Annotated in this window: 18 protein-coding genes and 3 tRNA genes; 13 read left to right on the forward strand and 8 right to left on the reverse strand. The window is 55.3% G+C overall.

Annotation, left to right across the window (positions count from 1 at the left end; translation table 11 throughout):
* Nucleotides 1-57: 57 nt before the first annotated feature.
* Both rarD and G438_RS0100775 read right to left on the reverse strand, forming a co-directional pair.
* Nucleotides 58-1,020, reverse strand: a complete 963-nt coding sequence (gene rarD, locus G438_RS0100770) for an EamA family transporter RarD (protein WP_051259213.1) — start codon at nucleotides 1,018-1,020, stop codon at nucleotides 58-60.
* Between the two features lie 265 nt (nucleotides 1,021-1,285).
* Nucleotides 1,286-1,495 carry a cold-shock protein gene (locus tag G438_RS0100775; RefSeq protein WP_026459745.1) on the reverse strand — a complete coding sequence of 70 codons (210 nt, stop codon included), beginning with the start codon at nucleotides 1,493-1,495 and terminating at the stop codon, nucleotides 1,286-1,288.
* Between the two features lie 416 nt (nucleotides 1,496-1,911).
* On the opposite strand from G438_RS0100775, the gene G438_RS0100780 reads away from it, so the two are divergent.
* Both G438_RS0100780 and G438_RS0100785 read left to right on the forward strand, forming a co-directional pair.
* Nucleotides 1,912-2,676, forward strand: a complete 765-nt coding sequence (locus G438_RS0100780) for an ABC transporter ATP-binding protein (protein WP_034284550.1) — start codon at nucleotides 1,912-1,914, stop codon at nucleotides 2,674-2,676.
* Nucleotides 2,661-4,361 (forward strand): hypothetical protein, encoded by a 1,701-nt coding sequence (locus G438_RS0100785; RefSeq protein ID WP_026459747.1) that lies wholly within the window; start codon nucleotides 2,661-2,663, stop codon nucleotides 4,359-4,361. Before G438_RS0100780 ends, G438_RS0100785 begins: the two co-directional genes overlap by 16 nt.
* 153 nt (nucleotides 4,362-4,514) lie before the next feature.
* On the opposite strand, the gene G438_RS0100790 is transcribed toward G438_RS0100785, so the two are convergent.
* Entirely contained in the window at nucleotides 4,515-4,805 is a 291-nt protein-coding gene (locus tag G438_RS0100790; RefSeq protein WP_026459748.1) for a hypothetical protein, read from the reverse strand.
* A 130-nt stretch (nucleotides 4,806-4,935) separates the two neighbouring features.
* Between G438_RS0100790 and G438_RS0100795 the strand changes: the two genes are divergently transcribed.
* From G438_RS0100795 to G438_RS12140, 4 genes are all read left to right on the forward strand, one after another.
* On the forward strand, nucleotides 4,936-5,397 hold the full coding sequence (locus G438_RS0100795) for a RidA family protein (RefSeq protein ID WP_026459749.1): 462 nt from the start codon (nucleotides 4,936-4,938) through the stop codon (nucleotides 5,395-5,397).
* Between the two features lie 241 nt (nucleotides 5,398-5,638).
* Nucleotides 5,639-6,115: a DUF2249 domain-containing protein gene (locus G438_RS0100800; RefSeq protein WP_026459750.1), complete on the forward strand. Its 477-nt coding sequence runs from the start codon at nucleotides 5,639-5,641 to the stop codon at nucleotides 6,113-6,115.
* 127 nt (nucleotides 6,116-6,242) lie between these two features.
* Complete coding sequence (locus G438_RS0100805; protein WP_026459751.1) at nucleotides 6,243-6,725, forward strand: SRPBCC family protein; 483 nt, start codon at nucleotides 6,243-6,245, stop codon at nucleotides 6,723-6,725.
* A gap of 52 nt (nucleotides 6,726-6,777) precedes the next feature.
* Nucleotides 6,778-7,218, forward strand: a complete 441-nt coding sequence (locus G438_RS12140; protein WP_084402911.1) for a DUF4342 domain-containing protein — start codon at nucleotides 6,778-6,780, stop codon at nucleotides 7,216-7,218.
* 24 nt (nucleotides 7,219-7,242) lie between these two features.
* Here the strand turns inward: G438_RS12140 and G438_RS0100815 are convergent, their stop codons facing one another.
* The 3 genes from G438_RS0100815 to pgm all read right to left on the reverse strand — a co-directional run bounded on the left by G438_RS0100815 (nucleotide 7,243) and on the right by pgm (nucleotide 11,542).
* On the reverse strand, nucleotides 7,243-8,379 hold the full coding sequence (locus tag G438_RS0100815; RefSeq protein ID WP_026459752.1) for an App1 family protein: 1,137 nt from the start codon (nucleotides 8,377-8,379) through the stop codon (nucleotides 7,243-7,245).
* A 121-nt stretch (nucleotides 8,380-8,500) separates the two neighbouring features.
* Complete coding sequence (locus tag G438_RS0100820) at nucleotides 8,501-9,733, reverse strand: MFS transporter (protein WP_026459753.1); 1,233 nt, start codon at nucleotides 9,731-9,733, stop codon at nucleotides 8,501-8,503.
* Between the two features lie 138 nt (nucleotides 9,734-9,871).
* Nucleotides 9,872-11,542, reverse strand: a complete 1,671-nt coding sequence (pgm, locus tag G438_RS0100825) for a phosphoglucomutase (alpha-D-glucose-1,6-bisphosphate-dependent) (protein WP_026459754.1) — start codon at nucleotides 11,540-11,542, stop codon at nucleotides 9,872-9,874.
* Between the two features lie 234 nt (nucleotides 11,543-11,776).
* On the opposite strand from pgm, the gene G438_RS0100830 reads away from it, so the two are divergent.
* Together G438_RS0100830 and G438_RS0100835 are read left to right on the forward strand one after the other, a co-directional pair.
* The gene (locus G438_RS0100830) at nucleotides 11,777-13,111 is read left to right on the forward strand and encodes an AGE family epimerase/isomerase (protein ID WP_026459755.1); all 1,335 of its coding nucleotides are present in this window, start codon (nucleotides 11,777-11,779) and stop codon (nucleotides 13,109-13,111) included.
* Nucleotides 13,112-13,238: 127 nt separating this feature from the next.
* Nucleotides 13,239-13,325, forward strand: a tRNA-Ser gene (locus tag G438_RS0100835).
* A gap of 48 nt (nucleotides 13,326-13,373) precedes the next feature.
* On the opposite strand, the gene G438_RS10125 is transcribed toward G438_RS0100835, so the two are convergent.
* Nucleotides 13,374-14,888: a Na+/H+ antiporter NhaC family protein gene (locus G438_RS10125; RefSeq protein WP_051259160.1), complete on the reverse strand. Its 1,515-nt coding sequence runs from the start codon at nucleotides 14,886-14,888 to the stop codon at nucleotides 13,374-13,376.
* A gap of 1 nt (nucleotide 14,889) precedes the next feature.
* Nucleotides 14,890-16,224, reverse strand: a complete 1,335-nt coding sequence (locus tag G438_RS10130; RefSeq protein WP_051259161.1) for an alpha-L-fucosidase — start codon at nucleotides 16,222-16,224, stop codon at nucleotides 14,890-14,892.
* Between the two features lie 139 nt (nucleotides 16,225-16,363).
* Here G438_RS10130 and G438_RS10135 point away from each other — a divergent pair, with 139 nt between their 5' ends.
* The 5 genes from G438_RS10135 to G438_RS0100870 all read left to right on the forward strand — a co-directional run bounded on the left by G438_RS10135 (nucleotide 16,364) and on the right by G438_RS0100870 (nucleotide 22,112).
* Nucleotides 16,364-17,062 (forward strand): FadR/GntR family transcriptional regulator, encoded by a 699-nt coding sequence (locus G438_RS10135; protein ID WP_051259162.1) that lies wholly within the window; start codon nucleotides 16,364-16,366, stop codon nucleotides 17,060-17,062.
* Between the two features lie 68 nt (nucleotides 17,063-17,130).
* Nucleotides 17,131-17,219 (forward strand) — tRNA-Ser (locus tag G438_RS0100855).
* A gap of 141 nt (nucleotides 17,220-17,360) precedes the next feature.
* Nucleotides 17,361-18,509: an L-glyceraldehyde 3-phosphate reductase gene (gene mgrA, locus G438_RS0100860; RefSeq protein ID WP_276200694.1), complete on the forward strand. Its 1,149-nt coding sequence runs from the start codon at nucleotides 17,361-17,363 to the stop codon at nucleotides 18,507-18,509.
* 278 nt (nucleotides 18,510-18,787) lie between these two features.
* Nucleotides 18,788-21,775: a DUF5979 domain-containing protein gene (locus G438_RS0100865; RefSeq protein WP_026459757.1), complete on the forward strand. Its 2,988-nt coding sequence runs from the start codon at nucleotides 18,788-18,790 to the stop codon at nucleotides 21,773-21,775.
* 264 nt (nucleotides 21,776-22,039) lie between these two features.
* Nucleotides 22,040-22,112: transfer RNA gene (locus tag G438_RS0100870), tRNA-Arg, on the forward strand.
* Nucleotides 22,113-22,246: the final 134 nt, after the last annotated feature.

Genomic DNA, 22,246 nt, shown 5'->3' on the forward strand with positions numbered 1-22,246 from the left:
TGCGTCAACTTGTGCTCACGACAGACGAGGCGGCGGTACCCTCATGCGCGAGGTGCACTATCGTGCAGCGCCCAGCAATTTGCGCCTGCGATGCACCTGCCTCGCGAAATCAATGGTAAGCACCGCCAATGCGCACCAAATAATGCCTGTTGCCAGCCAGCGTGTCGGTTCCATCGTTTCGCGGAAAAACCACACGCCAATGACAAGCTGCATCACCGGGGAAATATATTGAATAAAACCCATCACCCCCAGCGGTAAGCCTTGGGCTGCCTTCGCGTACAAGAAAAGGGGAATCATGGTGATAATCCCCGCACCCATAAGCAACGCTAAATGCGGCTGCCATGATGAGGATGTCGCAGCAAGGACGTGGAACGAGGTGGACTGACTGTAGGCCAAATATGCCAGATATCCCAAAAGGAAGGGCGTGACGACAGCCGTTTCAACAGTCATTCCCTCAATGGGGCCGACACTAGGTGCAACATCCTTCTTCACTAGGGAATATAAAGCGAAAGTCAAAGGTAAGACCAGGGACACCCACGGGAGGCGACCAAGGCCGAGAATAAGGACCACAACCGCCAAGGCACCCAGTGCAACTGCGATCTTTTGCAGGAACGTTAGACGCTCACGTAGTACGACTAATCCCAGCGCCACTGTCATCAGTGGATTAATGAAGTACCCCAAGGCAGCATCAGTCGTGTGACCACTGAGGACCGCGTGGACATACACCGTCCAGTTAATAACGATCAGGAAACCTGCAGCGCTCAGACGCCACAATATTTGGCGATTCGACACAGCCAATATCAGGTCAGACCAGCGTCCGAGCAGTGCGAGCAAAAGGATACAAAACACCATTCCCCATCCCGCGCGATAAACAATGATCTCAATAGGGTCGGCCGGTTCAAGGAGTCGGAAAAACAGGGGGAAAAACCCCCACAATAGATGCGTGATGATGGCCAGGGCTAAGGCAAAAGCGAAGCTCGTTGTCCGAGTTGGCAGAGACGTCGATGGGGAGGGGGTCACCACCTAAGGGTAACGCTTGGTGCGGTAAGGGAATGTGGGTTGCCGCGTTGACGTGATCCAATAGCCAGGTGCGATACGGATCAACCCTATGGTCTGTGTACGCACCTATGTGTACACGTCGGCGGATAACGAGGAAGCCGCTGAGCCGAGCCCACACCATGTGGGCCAACTCAGCGGCTGAGCCATTTACCGGTGGTTATGCGCCCCCATGGTGTAGGAACCAACGTGGCGCACCGCCAGCCGTTTTCAGGCAATGCGGGGGCTTTCAGCCGACGCGGACGATATTTTCTGCCTGCAGGCCCTTCGGGCCAGAAACGACCTCGAATTCGACTTTGTCGTCTTCAAAGAGTGTGCGACGGCCACCCTCTTGAACGATATTTGAGAAATGAGCGAAAACGTCGGCAGATCCGTCATCAGGAGTGATGAAGCCGAAACCTTTTTCGTCGTTGAACCATTTGACGACGCCAGTAGTCATAGTGCATTCCAATCATGTGAGCCTCGAAGGACAGGGGTTGCCGAGGTGCATAATCACAACAGGGGTACCTCGGGCGCGAGCCGATCCCGGGCGGGTATCGACATAGTTACGCAACCTTCCGCAACCACCCGGGGTACCGCATGCACTGCAAAGAAAACTGAGTTACTACGCCACCCACCCTACCGGTAAATGGCGCTTCGAAAGCGTGAGAAAGCCAATACTGTCGGAATTACCCGTATTCGAACCCTGAAAACACCCTGATTTTCCCCGACATTTGTTTCAAATGTTCTGTCGGATTTTCCAGGTGTTCTACTGTGGACCTATCAGGGGTAATGAACCTTGACACCGTAGGTTCACGCCTATAAAGACACACCTCACAACATCACTGAGAACACACATTACCGGGGGAAATCTGCATGGAAAGCACTGCGCATACTGGCTTAGCATTACGCGGCCTCGTCAAGGTTTATGGGAACCTGATGGCCGTCGCTGACCTGTCACTTGATGTCCCCGTTGGATCATTTTATGGATTTGTTGGCCCAAATGGTGCTGGAAAAACTACAACACTGACCATGGCCACCGGTTTATTGCGTCCAGACCGTGGTGCCGCCTTTGTTCATGGTGTTGATGTGTGGAATAACCCCATGGAGGCACGTCGCCTTCTGGGAGTAATGCCTGACGGGATGCGTTTGCTCGACAAACTCTCAGGCGCGGACCTTCTGACTCACGTGGGTATGCTGCGCGGCCTCGACAAGCAAACAGCCCGTAGTCGCACGAAGGAACTCCTTGAAGCGCTTGACCTTGCGGGTGCTGCAGGCAAACTCGTGGGCGACTACAGCGCAGGTATGACCAAGAAAATTGCGTTGGCCACCGCCCTTATCCACGGACCCAAAGTCGTTGTGCTCGACGAACCATTTGAAGCAGTCGACCCTGTGTCCGCAGCGAATATACGCACGATCCTCACAGGTTTCGTCAACAACGGCGGAACGGTAATCCTATCCAGCCACGTCATGGATACGGTGCAGGCGCTGTGCAGTCATGTGGCGGTCATTAATCATGGCCGTGTTGTCGCAGCTGGCACTACGCAGGAAGTTGCTGCAGGCTCCACCCTCGATGAGCGTTTCGCGCAGCTCGTTGGTGGACGCCGCAACGACGAGGGGCTGTCATGGTTCGGCAACTAATCGCGCTCAAAACGAAAATCACCTGGAATACACTCAGCCGCCAGGCATGGGTGATGGTGATGCTGATCCTTGGTTTGCTCTATGCGCTCTCGGTTTTTGTTGGTGCAACCTTAGGTGTGGTGTTTTCTATCCATGAAGGTTTCGGACAGATCACCACAGCTATCCTCACCCTGGTGGGTGCGGTCGTTATCGCCGGTTGGTGGCTGGTACCCGCATTATTTTCCGGCATGGACAATACCCTCGATCCTCAACGTTTTGCCCCTTACGTTGGGCCATCTCGACGTTTTGCATTTGGTACCGTGGTGGCCACCGGCATTGGGGTCGCCGGCATACTCACTACCCTGATCTTTTGTTTGCCTGTCTTGGGATGGATTCTCACCGGTCAGTGGTTGGCAGCCATTGCTGCCGCATGTGCTGTGCCTTTTGCACTGCTCACTGCCTTTGTGTGGGCACGCACTTTTTCTACATGGCTAGGTGTGCGTCTGCGTGCCACCTCAACGCGGCGCGATATGTCGGCAGCGGTGTCATCTATTGTGTTCATCGCAGTCGTAGCCCCAATGGGTGTGTGGCTGCAATGGCTAATGCGCGATTTTAACGCGGAAATGGTTGCTTCAAGTGCGAATATCGTTTCGTGGCTCCCATTTGGCGCCATCTGGGGTGTACCGGCTGCAATCGCTGAAGCAAATTGGCTAGCCGCAGCAGGGCGCCTCGTCATTGCGGTCGCGACACTCCTGCTTGGATTACGGGTGTGGCGCAGTGTGCTCTACCAAGCAATGGGTGGCGTTGCCCAGCATCTTTCTGCCCGCGTTGACGAGGCAATCGCCGCGGGTAGGCGCCTCATCGACCCAGATAAGGATGCTTCAAAGAATCACAATGCGACAGCGGCGAACGCACCAAAGGAACTCAACTACCTACCCCGTGTCCAATGGTGGGAAAAACTTGGTTTGGCACCGGCGACGGCATCAATGGCAGCGCGAACCTCTCGCTACTGGATCCGTGATCCGCGGCTCATGGTGTCGCTGATGTCTCCAGTGATGTTTATGGGGATGGCAGTCTTCTTTGAAAAGATGGAGTATATGCCACCTGGTATGGGTGGTTTCTTCGTGTACTTCACGCCCGTCGTCATGGGCGCCGTCGTGGGGGCGCTCGCACAGTATGACTCCACCGCAGTGTGGATCCCCGTATCGTCGGCACTACCAGGTCGACAGGAACGCCTCGGTCGTTTGATCGGTTCCTTGCCCGTCAATGTCGCACTGTGTGCGATAGGCCTGGCGATCTTCGTAGGCTTCACGGATCGAAGCGTCACCGACTATATCCTGATGCTGTCGCTGGTTCTCACATTGCTGTTGTGCGGTTCGGTGTTGACCTTAGTGATGGGTGCAGTGTGGGTGTATCCCGTACAGCCCCCAGGAACATCGCCCATGTCAACAAAGGGCACCGGTTCGATGATGACCACGATGATCTTGCAGACCGTGCAGATGCTCGGAGCGGTGGTTGTCGGCTTGCCTGCTGTTATCGTATGCAGCCTCGCCATGTGGAATATCGTGCCGGTGTGGTTGGGACCCTTGGTGGCACTGATATGGGTGACTTTGGTGTGCATTGGTGGCATTGTGTGGGCCGGAAAGATTTGGGATCGTCACAGCGTGGATGTGCTCACTAAAATTCGTTCCTGGCCAGGACACTAGCCACCGAGACTAGCAGTGACATGAATGCCGGTACAGCATGAATCTAGCCACCGGCAACGCTGCAGCCACAGGCGGTGGCTGAGACAGCAGGAACAAAGGCAGGCACTGCAAAAACCGAAAGCGCCGCCCTAGCCGCAGGGTGGGGAGGGTCCGCTACGACCGTTCCTGCTCCTGCTGGCTCACCTTCCCCTGGGCGTTTTGTTCATTCTCAGTTGCTGGCGTATCTGTTGTACCTGACGCGCTATTGCGTGTCTCTTCGTCCTTTGACGAGGCGACGCGTCCTGCAAGATAGCCCACACCACCCACGACATAACAGATCATGGCGCCATTAGATAGGTAGCTGGCATAGGGGGTTTCAGGAAGGAACGCGGCAAGGATTGATAGCAGCACGCCCAAAGCAATTGTGGCCAAGGCGGTTGTCGGTTTGGTGAAAAACTTTGGCATTAAGGCTCCTCATGTCGATAGAGACAGCCGAATTGGCGAGGCAAGCGGACGTGAGTCGGGCGGTGCGCGTAGGCTATATTCCACAACAGATACGCAGCAACATTAGCCGCGTACAAACAAAGGATACGTCATGTCACTTCCTAGTCAGCGCCTCGCCGAACTTGGCGTCGAATTGCCACCCGTTGCAGCGCCCGTTGCCGCCTACGTTCCAGCGGTGATTGACCGAGGCGTTGTTCGGACTTCCGGTCAGCTTCCCATGGACAATGGCGAGTTGCTGTGCATCGGTGCAGTGGGTGACGACGGAGCAGATCCTGATGACGCTCGCGATGCAGCACGCCAATGTGCACTGAATGCGCTCGCGGCTGCGGCAGATATTGCTGGTGGCATTGATCGCCTTGCTGGCGTCGTCAAGGTCACGGCTTTCGTCGCCTCGTTGCCAGATTTCTACGCTCAAGCTCAAGTGGTCAACGGCGCATCCGAGTTTTTTGGTGAGGTCTTCGGTACCGCCCATGCGCGTTCAGCTGTTGGTGTGGCAGCGCTGCCGTTGAACGCGTCAGTGGAGATTGAAGTGGAATTCGCGCTGACACAATAGGTCCTCCGTTCCCAACGACACTGCGATGTGCCTGTACGCGTGCAGTAGTGGGCATCAGCCTGTTGTTGCACACTGAGGCACCTGATGTGTGGGGCAACGTGTGCCGTCATCGACCGCCAGGATTTATGCCGAGCACCACGCAACGCACGTGCTTAAAATTGCAACTAATAATCGGGTGTTGCCCACAAGGCCGCACCCTACGACGAACACCGTGCCTTTTGATATCAAAGTGGAGACTGAAATGAGTGACATACCTACAAGCGAACAAACGCCTCGTCAAATGTTCCGCCTCGTCGACGCGCGAGTCGCAGCGCAAAGCACACCGTCAGCTGGTGGAGGCTGTGGATGCGGTGGAAAGGGGCATGGCCAAGCTGCACCGCAGGTGGATGGTATGCCGGAGTTGGCGCGGCCTCGTGGCGGTGGCTGTGGATGCGGTGGTAAGGGGCATGGCCACAGTGCACAGCAGAGGGCAGCTGTACCATCGGGGCGCTCTCCGATCGAAGAACTCGTCGTTCAATCCATTCCTCAGGTTGTGCGTCACGCGGTGTTATTTGCCGCAGTGGACCATCTGCCTGTAGGAGAGAATCTTGTTGTCGTCACTCCTGGCCAGCCTGACCCACTGTTTGACCACCTCCAGCAGAGTGCCGCGCACTATCGGGTTGAAACCTTGCAGGCTGGGCCACAAACCTGGCGTTACCGCATCACGCGCATGTCCTAGTTTGCTGCCGTCACATTCGTCGTAGGGCTGTGCCATAAGTGCGCAGCCCTACTGTCTTTAGTGCACAATCGCATCTGCATTGCCAATACCCGTAGCAGAAGCAGTCATATGGCACTAGCGTTGGACTATGAACTTCTTCGAAGATAGCCAGACGGCAGAGGATGGAACGACGCACGACGTCGTAGAAGCAGATGTGCTCATAGATGCCTCCCTTGAGGCCGTCTGGGCGCTCGTCAGCGAACCCGGGTGGTGGATTAACGACGGGCCGTTGGGGGATCATGAGGTCAGCCTTGGCGACGACGGCCTGTACCGAGTAGCGGACCCGGAAGCGGGTGACTGGCTTGTTGAAAAATCAGATTCTGATCCGATGGATGTTGCCACGTTCCGCTGGTATCCCCTCGCGGGCGATGAATTCCCTGAGGATGCCGCTACGCGTGTCGAAGTGTCACTATCAGAAGAGCACGGCAAGGTCGCTGTTCACGTCGAAGAAAGTGGCTTGTCAGCAGTCAGTGACGACGAAGACGTTGCCTATACGGCGTGGGAGGATGCTTCAGGCATGTGGGACGAAGCGCTGGCTTCGGCACGTCGTTACCTTGAAAACCGCTCCTAACCAGGGAAATCCCCGATAGGCACCCGTGTTACCTCACGCACATAATAGAGGTATGAGCACTAGCGAATATGCACACTATCAGCAACATGGCGACGCTCCTGACGCGAATTCACGTGGCGGGCGCACATTCTATGAATGGATTGAGGTTGGCGGCGAACACCTGATTTCCACCATTACTCAACTGGTTAAAGACGGCAATGTGCGCCGCATTATTTTGCGTGACTCTAGTGGACGCGAATTATTCAGCGTCCCCATGACTGCTGGCGTGGCAGTCAGCGGTCTTGCAGTGCTTGCGGCCCCGACTCTTGCGGCAATCGGCGCGATCACTGCGCTTGTCACCAAGGTGACCTTAGAGGTTGAGCGTATCGATGTTGACCCAAATGGGGCCGGGCCTCAGCAGCAAATGCCCACACAGGGCAGCTGTGCCGAGCAGAATCACCGTGACGAGGCGGGCCCTGACCAGCCGCTCACCGGCGAAGTCATCCGTCCTTAATCCTGTTGCGGATGCAAGTCTAGGTTAACGCTTGTCATTATGGTTGCCGCACACAGCGTCACGCAACGCAAAACCGTCGTGACCAAACCACACGGGTATGTGGGCAGGCACATTGCGTAACGCCTGAGGTACCAGCGCCTCGAAAGAGTAGTGCGACATAAATTGCTCAATCGAAGACAGCGAACGAATGGCGATACCAGCCACCTGCGTGGGATACTCGGAAGCAAATTCCGCGTATATTTCGGGGTCGCGTTGCCCATCGTCACCAACAAGGAACCACCGTATATGCGGGTATTTTCTGGCTAAACGCCGAAGTTCGCGACGTTTATGTTCTTTGCCGGAGCGGAACCACCCAGTGTGAGATGGTCCAAAATCGGTCATAAGAAAACCACCACGAGGATAGTTCATGCGGTGCAGGAAGTCGCGAAGGGTAGGAAGAACATTCCACGGTCCAGTAGACAGGAACATCACCGGCGCTTGTGAGTCAGTGGGGGATGTGCCGTTAGCAACCAAGAAGCGGAGAAACTCGGGCATGCCTGGGACCGCTTCACGCGCTGAAACATGGTCGATTATTGAATGTTTTGCCGCCAAAAGCAGACGGGGAACCATTGACACCAGGACGGTGTCATCAATATCAGATACCACACCAAAGGTTTCCGACTGCCCAATAATACGAATGTCAACACCAACAGCGTGGGTTGCCTTTACCATGCCTTTGCGTGTTCCCGGCAGTGCCTGTTGAAGGTCACTGATATCCGATTGGTCAAGGACCTGAATGAGGGCTCGATGCCAACCGGGAGGTAGTTTATGGCCACTCAGCGTTAAGTCAACATAGCCACCTCGATCGGCGAAAGCGATCTTCGACGCTGCTCCGAGGGTGACCAGGACAGGCTGGCGGGGAACCTGCGCGTCAAAAAACTGCCGCCAACCTCGTTTATTGCGCAGCCATAAACGTTGATCGTCTTTGCGTCCCATTATGACGCGACCAAGAATACGAGCTTCCTCACCATTACCATGACCACCAAATCCAATAAACTCCGGGTGGAAGCCAAGATGGCTCAGGGCGCGTGACAAAGTCGTTGAGCAGACCTCGCCCGCGCGATTGGTGGTGTGTAGCAGCCACGATGGAGTTTCGTCGTCAATCAGACAGCCTGCTCTCACAATTCAACCTTCGTGTTGGGGGATCGGCGCACCTTAGGGCGTGCGTCTCTATTGTGCACTAGTGTGCTTTTCATCGGTACCCACGGTTTTTTCTTGGTCGCTTCATCTGCCGAAATTAAACTTATGACGCAACAATGGAGGCGTGCAGACGCATTTCTGCAGCGTCAACACCGCGACGCAGGCGAGGCAAGCCAATGAGCATCACCGCAACCATGAACCATGCGAAGGCCACCATCACGAGAAAACCACCGTGGGAATCCGTGGTATCAACAGCGGGACCAGCAGCAGCCGAACCTAAAGATACGCCGATATTCATCGCAGTACTCATCCACGCTAAACCCTCGGTGAGCTGCGCGGGTGGAACAACTTTGGTCACGATCATATTGACATTTGTCAGCGTTGGTGCGCAGGCTGCTCCAGCAAGCATCAAAGCAAAGCCAAGAACCCGGATGTCGTGAGCGAAAAGGAATGTGCTCACACCTAAAGTTAAGGCGACAACGCCAACGGCAAATAGCTTCCACAGTGGTTGAAGCCAGGTCCGTGCCCCATAAATGAGTGCCGACACCAGTGAACCGGCAGCCATCAGGGCCAAAAGGACTCCTGACATCGCTGGAACGCCTCGCTCTTCCGTGAAGGCGAGAACGGATACGTCATTAGCTCCAAAAAGTGCGCCCGCACCCACGTATGTGACAATGAGGACGAGGACCACGGGGTCTCGCAGCACGCTGCGTTGCTTTTCGGTGTGGGAGGTGACGGGAAGCAAAACAGGTTCGGTGGAGCGTTGTGACAAAAAGACGAGGCCGCCAAATGCCAGGAAGAGGGCCGACAGTATCAGACCAACTGAAGGATGTATCAGCGCGCCAAGTACCGTGGACAGGATAGGGCCGGTAATGAAAATAACTTCATCAACGGCTGCTTCAAGGGCGTAGGCGGAAGAGAGGTGTTGGGATGTGCGACTGACCGATTTCCACCGTGACCGAACCAGAGCACCAGGCGACCCCCATGTCGCCCCCGCAATGGCGGCCAAGACAAAGAGGAGCCACACGGGGGCTGCAAGACTAGCAGCGACAGTAAAGGCAATAAGGGCAGCGACCGACACTGCCAGCGCAGGTCCCATCACTCGGCGCTGCCCGTACCGATCGACGAGGCGGGCCAACGGGGGTGCAGCAAAGGCAAGGGCAATGATATTAGAGGCGGCTACAGCACCCGCCAATGTGTAATTCCCATAGGTCGCTTTCACAAGCAAAATAATGGAGATCCCCACCATGGACATGGGTAGGCGCAGCACCGCACCTGCCAGTGAAAATTGCCAGGCGCCAGGTAATCTGAGTATCTCCGAATAGCTCTTCAGCACGATTTTCTATCGTAGTGATAGCAACGTCGAAAACCAACGTCGATCATGGGCGCGATTGCTCACGAAATCGGGCAAAATTGTGGGTCTGGGCCCTAAAAGGAACCCAGACCCACACGTTCAGTATCCGCCGCTAAATATTCAGCTCAGGGCGTCAGATACCAACGCCTTTGCGGCCTCTTGCACCTGTGCAAGATGCTCAGCGCCACGGAATGACTCCGCATAGATCTTGTAGACATCCTCAGTTCCAGAAGGTCGTGCCGCAAACCATGCATTGTCGGTGGTGACTTTAAGTCCCCCGATAGGGGCATCGTTCCCGGGTGCTCGCACAAGTTTTGCTGTGATCGCATCACCGGCGAGTTCCGTTGCCGTCACCGCAGCAGGGTCGAGGGCAGCAAGTTTGGCTTTTTCTTCACGCGTGGCGGCAGCGTCGATGCGGGCATAGACAGAAGCGCCATAACGTTCGACCTGATCGGCGTGGAGCTCGGAGGGGCTCTTTCCGGTGACAGCCATTATTTCTGACGCGAGGAGAGCCAGGATAATGCCATCTTTATCGGTAGACCACACGGTGCCGTCCTTGCGGAGGAAGGATGCGCCTGCGGATTCTTCGCCGCCGAAACCTACTGAACCGTCGAGCAGGCCAGGGACAAAGAACTTAAAGCCAACGGGTACCTCGATGAGTGTGCGACCCAGGCCAGCGACAACGCGGTCAATGAGTGAGGAAGAGACAAGTGTCTTGCCTACCGCGGCGTCGGCCGGCCAGTTGGGACGGTGCGTGAATAGGTATTCGATGGCAACGGCAAGGTAATGATTGGGGTTCATGAGCCCGTCAGCAGTGACAATGCCATGACGGTCAGAGTCAGCGTCATTACCGGTGGCGATGTCGTAAGGGGTGGAGCCGTTGGCGTCGGGAGTCATCGCCTCACGTAGTGATGCCATAGCGTAAGGGGAGGAGCAGTCCATGCGGATTTTCCCATCCCAGTCCAGCGTCATAAATGGCCACGCGGGGTCCACGACCGGGTTCACAACTGTCAGGTCCAAACTGTAGCGTTCAGCAATTGCCGCCCAGTAATCGACAGCTGCACCGCCCAGTGGGTCTGCGCCGATACGGATCCCAGCGTTGCGGATGGCATCAATATCGATTACCTGGTCAAGCTGGCTCACGTAGTTTTCGACGTAGTCGTAGGCTTCGATACATGGGTGCTCGAACAGGTCGGTGCCCACAATGCGAGGAATCGCACGCCAGTCATCTTCAAGGATTTCGTTGGCCCGTGCAGCAATCCAACCTGTGGCATCGGAGTCAGCAGGACCGCCATGCGGGGGGTTGTATTTGAAGCCGCCATCACGAGGCGGATTATGCGAAGGGGTGACAACGATGCCGTCAGCAAGGCCCGGGCCGGAAGTGCGCAGGGCCTGTGGCGCGCCGTTGGCGCAGAGGATGGCGACAGAGACAGCCGGGGTGGGTGTGTAGGAACCGCGTGAGTCGATGCGGACGGTGACGCCTGCTGCGGCGAGCACCTCCAGTGCAGAGCGCCACGCTGGTTCAGATAGGGCGTGAGTGTCGCGGCCAATGAAAAGCGGTCCGTCGATACCTTGTGAGGCGCGATATTCGACGATGGCGGCTGTAGTGGCAACGATGTGGGCCTCGTTGAACGCGCTGTCCAAGGAGGAGCCACGGTGACCCGAAGTACCAAACACCACCCGCTGGTTGGGATTGGTCATATCAGGTTCGCGGTCATAGTATGCGGCGGTCACCGTGTTAACGTCGATAAGGTCTTCTGGAAGGGCAACTGTGCCAGCTCGATCATGCATGAGGCCAGTGTCACATGATTCGGGTCACTTTGGGAGGGCTGTTCAGATTCAGGGACGAGGCGTCGGCGCGCTCTGGCCGCGAGGTGTTCCGGTGGGAACCTTGGCATTGAGAGGCATATGTGACCTTTGGGTGCAAAGTGCTGGTGATTTGCCGTTACCATAGTGTTACGCAGGTCACCGGGACCTGTTTTATGTGGCATCGCTGCCGCGTTCTATTGATCTCATGGAGGAACTGTGGGCTGGTTTGACTCAGTCGAACATAACAGGTGGTTATCAACGCAAATGCAGGCGTTGATCCGCGAAGCTGAAGGCGCGATAGCCCCAACAGGATTTGCTCATCTCACCGCCACAGGCGAAGCCGATCCGAGCCGTCCCATTGACCTTGCTGTGACGGCACGTATGCTCTACGTCTTCTCTTTGGGTACGTTGATGGGTCTGCCAGGTTCACGTCGGTACGCCGACCATGCGGTGAAGTGTTTGCGTACCTACTTCACTGATCATGTCAATGGTGGGTTGTGGACCTCGATTCAAGCGCAGCCTGATGCTGACGGACACGGTATCCCATGGGACCAGGCGGGGCGCGGTAAATCCGAATTCCACAACGCATTCCTGATCCTGGGTGCCGCCGCAGCAGCTGTTGCTGACCGCCCAGGGGCGCATGAGCTCCTCATGGATGCCCTGCATGAACAGGAGCGTCACTGGTTAGCCCCCAACGGCCTCGTCAATGACCAATATGACGAAGCGTGGGAGGCTGCATCCCCCATTCATTCCGTCGGCACACTGCTGCATGTTGTGGATGCGTACCTTGCAGCGGCTGAGGCTACTACCGACCCTGTGTGGATTGAACGTGCTGAAGTCATGACAGCATTTGTATACGCACAGGCCCAAGTAAATGACTGGCGTATCCCCGAATACTACGGTCCAGACTGGAGGCCGTGGACGGGTTCTTTAGATGCCATTACAGATGGGCGACGCCGTTATGACGGTACTGTCATTGGACATTCCATGCAGGCGGCACGTTCGGCATTGCATTTGCGGGCAGCGCTGCGCTCCATGGGTCGACCACAACCTGATTACCTGCTCGAAATGGCGCAGGAACTATTCGAGCGTGCACGCGTGGATGGGTGGCGCCGCAGCGGTGGACAACCCGGTTTTGTGACGACGGTGGATGTTGACGGGCGGCCACTGAGTACTGAGCACATGCAGTGGGTCGTGTGCGAAGGCATTTGCGCAACGGTAGCACTGCGTCGTGCGCTCCTTGACGATGGCGCAAAATTGGGTGAGGTCGAGCATTTCGCTCACTGCTACCGCTCATGGTTGGACTACGCCAATGACTATCTCATCACGCAACCAGGACGTTGGCGCCGCTCGCTCAGCGAAGCCAATGAGGTGTTGACCGTTGAAACAGCATCGCGATGGGATGTGTACCATGCGCTGCAAACCATGTTGATGCCACGTGTGCCACTGTGGCCACCGTTTGCTTCGGCAATTTCTCGAGGCCTATTGGATAAACCAGGTGAAGCACCTGCCGATAAGAAGTCCTGGAACTTCTTTAGTCGGGGAAAGTAGTAGCTTCATGCGAAGGTGCCGCTGACAGCGCGGAGTCGTGCCGGACGCTGTCGCAGAGCAGGAATATGACCGTTACCGACTCTCGTTTGTCTATGAGGCGCCCCTATAGGTTAGAATCGTCGGTGCTGGAGGGCTGACCGAGTGGCCGAAGGTGACGGTCTTGAAAACCGTTGTGTCAGCAATGGCACCGGGGGTTCGAATCCCTCGCCCTCCGCGTTCACCCCGCGATTCCGTTGGAATCGCGGGGTTTTTGCGGGATTAGCTAGTTGCGCGAGTGGGGCTGGGAGGCCCTTTTCTTCGATTCGTTGTAGAAGCAACCAATTCCGGTGATGGCAAGTAACGGAGCGACAACAAAATTTGCCCACTGGAGGAACATGTAGGGGATGTACTCGGCATAGCTCACGCCAAGTGTGGTCACCATGAAGACGCCTGTTGTCGTCCACGGAAGCATGGGTTCGATAAATGTCCCGTAGTCTTCGATTGAACGAGACAGGACTTTACGATCAATTCCAGCTTCGTCGTATTTCGGACCAAATGCGGCTCCAATAATGAAGGATGTGGCGTACTGATTTGACGAGAAACCGTTAACGAATGCAGAACTGAGCAGGGACGCGATGATAATGCCTGGCCGGGATTTCATATGTCCAAATGCCTTGTCAACGACACGTCCCATCGCGTTAATGAGGTCGAGTGAGCCAATGTACATGAAGACACACAAGGTGATAATCACTGCGCCAGACATTGAATAAAGACCACCACGTTCGATGATCGCCACCGCCTGTTCACCAAGGTTTTCTGACGAACCTACGGCGGTCATGTCAACCGTGACCCCAGTAATAAGGGATTTAATCATCTGGTCGAAACTCAAGCCTTGAACGAAGATCGCTACCAGTGCGCCTGTCGCCGCTGAATAGAGCAATGTTGGAAGAGGGGATTTGCGCAGGGCAGCACCAGCGAGCATTACCAATAAAGGAATCCACACGAGAGGCGAGAAGCTAAAAGCTGAGGCAAGGTCATTGGCCACAGGTTGTGTGAAGGCTTCAACATCGACACCACTACTTGTGGGTAGCGCCATACCGAAGACAATGGTCAGGATTAGTGCGACGACATAGGCAGGACCGGTGGTATTGACCATTGAACGGACGTGTGCATAAAGCGTGGTTCCGGCGCCCATGGCTGCCATATTCGTAGTGTCAGAAAGCGGCGACATCTTATCGCCAAAATAGGCACCGGAAATGATGGCAGCTGCAAGCAGACCCATATGTGCATCAGTGGCGATACCCACATTGATGAGTACCACGCCGATGGTGCCTGCTGAACCCCACGAGGTCCCTGTGAGCACCGAAAATAATGATGTGAGGAGAAGCGCTACAACATAAATCCACGCAGGATTGACCAGCAGCATTCCATAGTGGACCAGCATAGGAATAGTCCCGGCAGCCGTCCATGAGCCAATGAGGACACCAATTGCGGCGAGCATCCAGATTGCTGGGAGCGCGGTGCGCGTTCGCTCTGCCATTACCCGTGAAATATCCTCAAAGGGGAAGCCGAGCCACAGCAGTAGTGGCCATGTTCCCAAAGCTGCGGCGAGGAATGTGAATTCCAAGGGCCATGATGGCAGGTCGAAGACCATGGGACCGATAATCATGCCCCATATGATGAGCAGGACAAGAAGTAAGACCGGTGCAAGCGCGTGCCAGAAACGGGGCGTTTTCGTTGCGGTCGCAGGTGGCGTTGCTGTGGTAGGCAAAGAGTGGACTTCGGGTGAGCTTGACATGCTAGTTCCTTTCTGTGCGGTGACACGTCACTGTGTGCGGCATGGAGGGGAGATTTTCGAGGTTGAGGAAGGTTCCGTCATAGGGCAACGGTTTGCTGCTACCGGTGATATGGGCTGAGGAGATTGGCCACGGCAGTTCGATATGCCGTGGTGCCTGTGAATCGCAGAGAAGGTATGTGACGGCGGACTGCGTATTTCCATCAGTCTTTGTCACCGCGTAGATGCCATCCGAAAAAACGTCCATCGTTGGACGAGTGTCGTAGATGGCCTGACCGTGGGTTGTCATCCATTGACCGATTTCTTCAAGGCGTTGCCTTTGAATATCGGGGATACGTCCGTCAGCGGTCGGCCCGACATTGAGCAGAAAGTTTCCTCCGTTTCCGACAGTTCGAATGAGGAGGTCAATGAGTTCTCTTGTGCTGAGGTAGTCGTTGGCAGTTTCTGCTTGGTTATACCCGTATGATTTGCCGATGCCGCGACTTTCCTCCCATGGGTGGGTGGTGCCGTACCCTGCGACATCGGCATATTCAGTGGAGTAATAGTCGCCATGCGTGCCGGGCATACCTACGTGCATACGATCATTGACGACAACATCGGCGTGGTTAGGGGCGTGCGTGTAGAGCCACGTCAGCAGTTCACGGGTGCGGACGTAGTTTTCGTCAAGATCCCATTCACCGCCGTCGGTATAGATCACACTGGGTTGGTAGCGATTGTTGAGTTCACGCCACTGGGGGTGGAGGACTTCATTGACATAGCGATCGGGGGTGACTCCAAATTGGTGTGCATCATCTTCAGGGATGAAATAACCGCCATCGCATCGGTGACTGACATGGGTTTCCCACTCGGGGATCGAGTAATAAATCCCCATTTTCAGACCTGCGGCGCGCACGGCCGTAGTGAGTTCTCCCAGTAGGTCGCGATGGGCACCGATGTCGCCACTGTTCCATGCGGTTTTATGAGGGTTGTCTGTGTTCCACATACAGAAGCCATCGTGATGTTTTGATGTCATTACCACGTACCGCGCGCCGGCGTTTTTGAATAGTTCAGCCCATTGAACTGGGTTGAAGTGTTGCGCAGTCAGTAGCGAGGCGAAATCCCGGTAACGAAAGTCTGATCCCCATATCCGTTGGTGGTAGTCGCCGTCGATATTGCGGTAGTTGCCATACACCGAGGCGTAATACCACTCGGCGTAGCTGCCGAATTGTTCGTGAGAAATTGAACGCCATGCTGGAACCGAGAAGGGACCCCAGTGAATGAAGATCCCAAATTTAGCGTTTTGATACCACGAAGGTATGGGTCGGGAATCGAGTTCTTCCCACGATTGTGCGATAGTCACATAAACTCCTATCTAGTCCGTTGTGGGGAAAGGAATGTGCGGTCCATGAACGTCAGCGCTGACATTTGTTCTACATGTATGTCAAAAATAACACTATATATCGCTAAATGGAATAGGTTTGTTTAACAAAGGGGTTGCTGTGGTAAAAGCTGTTGAGGTCGCGCGGCGCGGTATTTGCCAGATGATTGCCTCAGGTGAACTTAAACCGGGTCAGCGTCTACCGGGAGAGGTTGAACTTTCGGTGCGTCTTGGTGTGTCGAGAGGCTCTTTACGGGAAGCGCAGCGGATGCTTGCCGTTGCTGGAGTACTGGACCCATCGGGACGGCCTCTAGTGTCAGACATGAGTGCCGCAAATCTGATGACGGGTTTGGCTATGGTTGTCCCATTATTGCCCTTGGAACGTCTTCTTGAGCTATTCCCGTTGCGTGAGGTATTAGAGGGACACCTGGCGGCGCAGGCAACTGCTCGAATGTCCGAACAGGATATTGACCTGCTCGAACAAATGGCAGATGAAGTGACTCAATGCGATCCCTCTGATCCGCGCACACTAGAACTGGACCATGCATTTCATTCCTACCTTATTGCTGCAGGTGGTGACACAATGATTGGTGCTCTATTAGAGACCATCCATCGCCGAGGCGGCGACTATTGCGTATTCAACGGTGTTGGTGCGCGCGAGTTTAAAATGGCCAGTGACCAAGGACATCGTCGTCTTGTCGCTGCAATGAGGGCACGGGATCCCGAGGGAGCGAAAGCGATCATGATCGAGCATATTCGCAATACACGCTATCGACTGGAGCAGATGTTCCTGGAGTCGAACTCGTCAGTGTGTCGTTGAATGTGGCAGGTACTACGCGGCGTGTGATTCGCATGATCGGCCAGAAACAGTTAGGCTTGTCATGCTCTGGAGACGTCGCATAGTCCGGTCGAGTGCGCCTCCCTGCTAAGGAGGTAGGGGTGCAAGCCCCTCGCGGGTTCAAATCCCGCCGTCTCCGCAGCTACCCCGGGTATCGTGTAGAGCCCGGGGTTTCCTTTATTACGCAGCAATACGGAATGCAAGATTCAGTACATGACGATGCGTGGCGCATTGATGTTTCGGCGACAATAGAGGTACTGCTGTAATCAAAGGAGATCCTGTGACCGTTCAACCTACGTCAGCAAATGAGCCTGCCCAGACAAAGGATCCCACCAGCCAAGGGAACTCCTCTGAGGAACGCAGTATCGCCTCGGTACATCTGCCTGAACCGATTGCGCCACAGCAATTTGATCCCGTGTGGGCGCCACATACGCGCCGTTACGAGGCGCCCGGAGCCGTTTACCGGCGATGTGGTCGCAGCGGGTTGGACCTGCCGACAATCTCCCTAGGCCTGTGGCATAACTTCGGTGACGACCATTCCATTGCCGACCAACGGAAAATTCTGCGCGCCGCCTTTGATATGGGGATCACTCATTTCGATCTGGCCAATAACTACGGAGTGCCCTACGGCAGTGCGGAAAGCAACTTTGGGCACCATATGGATCATGATTTCCGCCCTTACCGCGACGAACTTGTGATCAGCACGAAAGCAGGCTATGACATGTGGCCAGGTCCGTATGGAGCAGGCGGTTCGGGCCGTAAATACATGTTGGCCTCCTTGGATCAATCTCTGACACGCATGCGTGTGGACTACGTGGACATCTTCTACAGCCACCGCCACGATGCCACAACACCACTTGAAGAAACAATCGGGGCGCTTGAACAGGCTGTCCGTTCAGGAAAAGCCCTATACGCGGGGATCTCCTCATATGATCCGGCACAGACACGCCACGCCGTCGAATTAGCACGTGAAGTCCATTTGCCTCTTGTTGTTCACCAACCCCGTTACTCACTACTGGACCGGAGGATTGAAGCGGGGTTGTCTGCCACCTGTGATGAGCTTGGTCTTGGCATTGCGGTTTTTAGTCCCCTCGCACAAGGCCTGTTGACCTCGAAATATCTTGGTACAGATTCGATTCCGCAAGGCTCGCGTATGCGTGAACAACGCTACTTGACAACTGATGTCCTGACGAAGCCTCGCCTTGACGCACTTCGTAGCTTGTCTCAGCTTGCTGCCCAGCGCGGACAAAGCTTGGCTCAGATGGCACTGGCGTGGATTCTGCGCGATCGACGTATTACAACAGTTCTGGTTGGTGCATCCTCGGTCGCGCAGCTACGCGACAACGTTGCTGCCCTGAATAATCTCCACTTCGACCAGGAGGAACTTGAGGCGATCGACCATGCGACGCAGGCAGCTTTGTTGGTCTAGCCAAAATGGGCTATGCGTTCCAAGTCAGGCATGCGCAGTTGTATCAGATCCGCCGAAATCAGCCAGAACCTGGAAGTGTTCTGTAGTGATATCCGTGAGGGAAGAGACAATCTGTAATGTAACTTTCAAGTGTAAACTGAAGGACATCCAATAACGTCCTGCGACCGATGGTCTTTGCCAGCTCGATTGCGCGAAATATCCCGATCGGACGAAAGGACGTTTCTGCGTAGCACACAGCAGTATCGTCCGCTGCGCAGACTGAGTGAAGTGGAGAAGGCGTGAGGCTTAATAACACAACGCAATCCCGTCGGTTGGGAGTTGCTTCGGCTGTCGTTGGTATTTTTGCTCTGTTATTTGGTGTGCTGATGAGTCCGATTGCCAATGCAGCTCCCAATACGGGGATTGTCGTAACGGTCTCGGACTTTGTGCGTTCGGATGCCAATGGGAATGAGCAACAGGGTAGGCTCACCGTTGGTGACGTTGGCAAATTGAAGTTCTCTTGGGATGGTACACACACCACGCTGACGGATGGCGACACCTTCTCCATCGGTTTTGGTGAGTATTTTCGAGCCCGCGATGTGGGGGGAGCACCCATTGAATTGAAGGTGGCGCCTCAGGGACAAAGTGAGGTGACCATCGGCACGTGTGTGGTGACGACTGGTGCGCTCACCTGCACATTTAATGGCGAAGTGGATCGTCTTAAGCAACAAAACTTCACCGATTTCAAAGGTAACGGAAGTGTGCTGCTGTCTGCGACCAAAGCGACCACTGCGCTCACTGTGGATATGGATCTCAATGGAACCACCACGCCAATTACCTTGCCTGGAGGTGGCGGCATTAAAGAACGCCCCGTAGGTTCGTGGAATCAAGCGACCTTCTCCAAGGTTGCTACGCCGCTAGGTGCAGCCAGTACCGGCGTGGCATGGTCAATCTCCTTTAATATTGCGACCATTAACCAAGCGCGCCAAGCCGCTGGACTGGCTCCCATTCCCACCGATGGCACCATTTCAACAGTGACTATTAATGACGTCATAGGTGCAGGCCAGCAAATCCCTGACTTGTTGACGCTCAATGTTTCCGTGAAGCCAAACACCACGCAACAACTAGCTGATCGAACCAACGGTCCTTCGACGATTGCCAATCACGAAATCACGGTGAATACGGCCGACGATAAACGATCGGCAGCGATCAATGTCACTGCTCCATTTAATGCCGATACCAATTACACGATCGGTATGTACGCTCCCATTGTGGATGCTGAGGGTAATCGCCAGACGTCACCACTGCCAGGATTCCTCTACAAAAACACTGCCACCGTTGATGGAACCTCACTCAGTGCCTCATTTTCGCGGTACTACACGAAAGCTTTTGATGTCACCATCGAAATGAAAGATGGTTTCGGCGGTTTGCGCATTTCGAAATATATTGACGGTGATGGAGGGCTCTTTGTTCCAACGGGGACAGTTTTCCCGGTGACGGTGACCTATACCTTCCCCAACGGTCGGACCGCTTCGTCCTACACCGGATGGACAGCGCCGGGCACCCTTAATAACGCCGGAACAGGCGGCACCTTCACCTACAACGTCAAAGTTGGCGAACCTGCTGCATGGAACGGCACCCTTCCCCAAGGCACGGTTATCACCGTTGCTGAAGACCTGGGGGCTGTGACTAATGCTGATGGGACACCCTTTACCTCCACTCAAGTACAGTGGGGCACCCCGGTGTTCGCAATTGGAAATACCACCACTAGCACGGCCACCATTGGCAACAAGACGACCACCGCATTTAACCTGACAAATAATGCTCAGGCGCGGGCCACATTCACCGTTGCGAAGACAGTGTCGGGAGAAGACGGTCGAGGAGCCACGAAGGCTTATACCTTTACCTATACCTGTACACCACCTGCCTCAGCCACACCGAATAACCCCATTACGGGCACCGTTACGGCAACAGGAAACGGGCAAGCAGTTCCTGCTGGCGCCTCGTTCCCTGTGGGCACCGAATGTGTCATTGCCGAGGTGTCCGACAGTGCCGCTATTGACGGCTACACGCTGACCGCCCCTGGTGCGCAAACCGTTACTTTAGCCTCTGCGCAAACCCCTGCAGCTGCAACCTTCACCAATACCTACACGAAGAATGTCGGTTCGCTAAAGATCAGCAAGGCAGTCGTTGCTGATGCACAATTTACTGGCCCGACACACTACGAAATCAACTACGAATGCAGTATCGGTAATACCGTGGTGAAGGAAGATACTGTTGAGGTACCCGCCAATGGCTCGCTCACGGTCGACGGTCTCGATGCAGGTGCCACCTGTGTCATTGAAGAGGCACCCATCGGTGCTGTTCCTGGCTACGACTTGACCACGGCCTACAGTGCTAATCCTGTGACCATCGGCACCAATACGGTGACAGATGTGGTGGTGACCAATACGTTCACGCCGCGCACCGGTGATTTGACGATCACTAAAAATATTGCTGGCGATGCGAAAGCTGCCCTTGTTGGTAAAGAGGTGACCTTTACCTATAGCTGCCGTCCTGTTGCTGGGGATCCTCAGGAAGATCAATTCACTGTGACCCTGGAAGATGGCACCGCCACCCATACTGTGACAGGTCTACGTGAAGGCCTGTGCACCATCACTGAGGCCGATCCTGCTCAGTCGAATATGGATGTGGCGACAACCTACAGTGTCAACGGTGGCGCTGAAAATGACGGTGCAGAAGCGACCGTTCAAGTGGGGCCAAGCCCTGCAGGAGTACCAACGGTTGCCTTCACCAATACCTACACCTACCACCGTGGCACCCTGAGTATCGCCAAGACAGTTGATCTTGACGACGACAGCGCCGCCGCGGAAGGTAAGACCTTCGATTTCACCTACACCTGCAACGGGCCGCTGCCGGTTGAACCCGGCACTATTCGTGCGGTGCCTGGCGACGGTACAGTCATTCCCGTGGACGGTCTTTCGGTACCAGTGGGAAGCACCTGCACCATTACCGAAGTAGCTGACAGGGCGCAGATAGCCAATTACACGCTACAAACGGTAGCCCCCATCACGGTGTCGGTGACAGCGAAGGACCAGGTGGCGCATGCAGCCTTCACTAACGTCTACGTGAAGAATCCAACGCCTGCGACACCCGTTGAGGTCAAGCCTGCCGCGACCTCCAAACTGGCAAAAACGGGTACCGCCGCTCACACCATGATGATGTTTGGCATCATTGTCCTTGCAGGCGGTGCCACGTTACTTCTGGCACGACGCATGTACGCCTAACGTGACAGCTCGACGTAGGTACGTCACCGTGTTGCTTCTAATGGTTGCAACTCAGTGAATGCCGCCTTGTGGCCCCAACCGGTGTCGGTTGGGGCCACATTTTATGTGCGAAAGATGCCGACAGGTGAGTGAGTGCAGCGCCAGTGCTGCCCTGGGATCTTATCGGTTGGAGCACATCCACCTGTGGTGTGACGTATTGCCTATCTGCGAGTTTGGAGTTCAGCGGCGGGTACGCGTAAACTCTTTCTCAGCCAATACGGCTAAGCGCCCGTAGCTCAATGGATAGAGCATCTGACTACGGATCAGAAGGTTAGGGGTTCGAGTCCCTTCGGGCGCGCTGCGGCCCCCCTCGGTGCGATCCATCGGCGGGGGTTCTGCGTTTTTACGATCCATTGTTGACAACAATTGCTCTTGGGCTGTGTCTCCACCGAGGTGACACCTGGATACGCAAAGCTGCGACCGTCATATAGG

Origin of the sequence: Schaalia suimastitidis DSM 15538 (assembly GCF_000429105.1) — a bacterium.
GTDB classification, from domain to species: Bacteria; Actinomycetota; Actinomycetes; order Actinomycetales; family Actinomycetaceae; genus Pauljensenia; species Pauljensenia suimastitidis.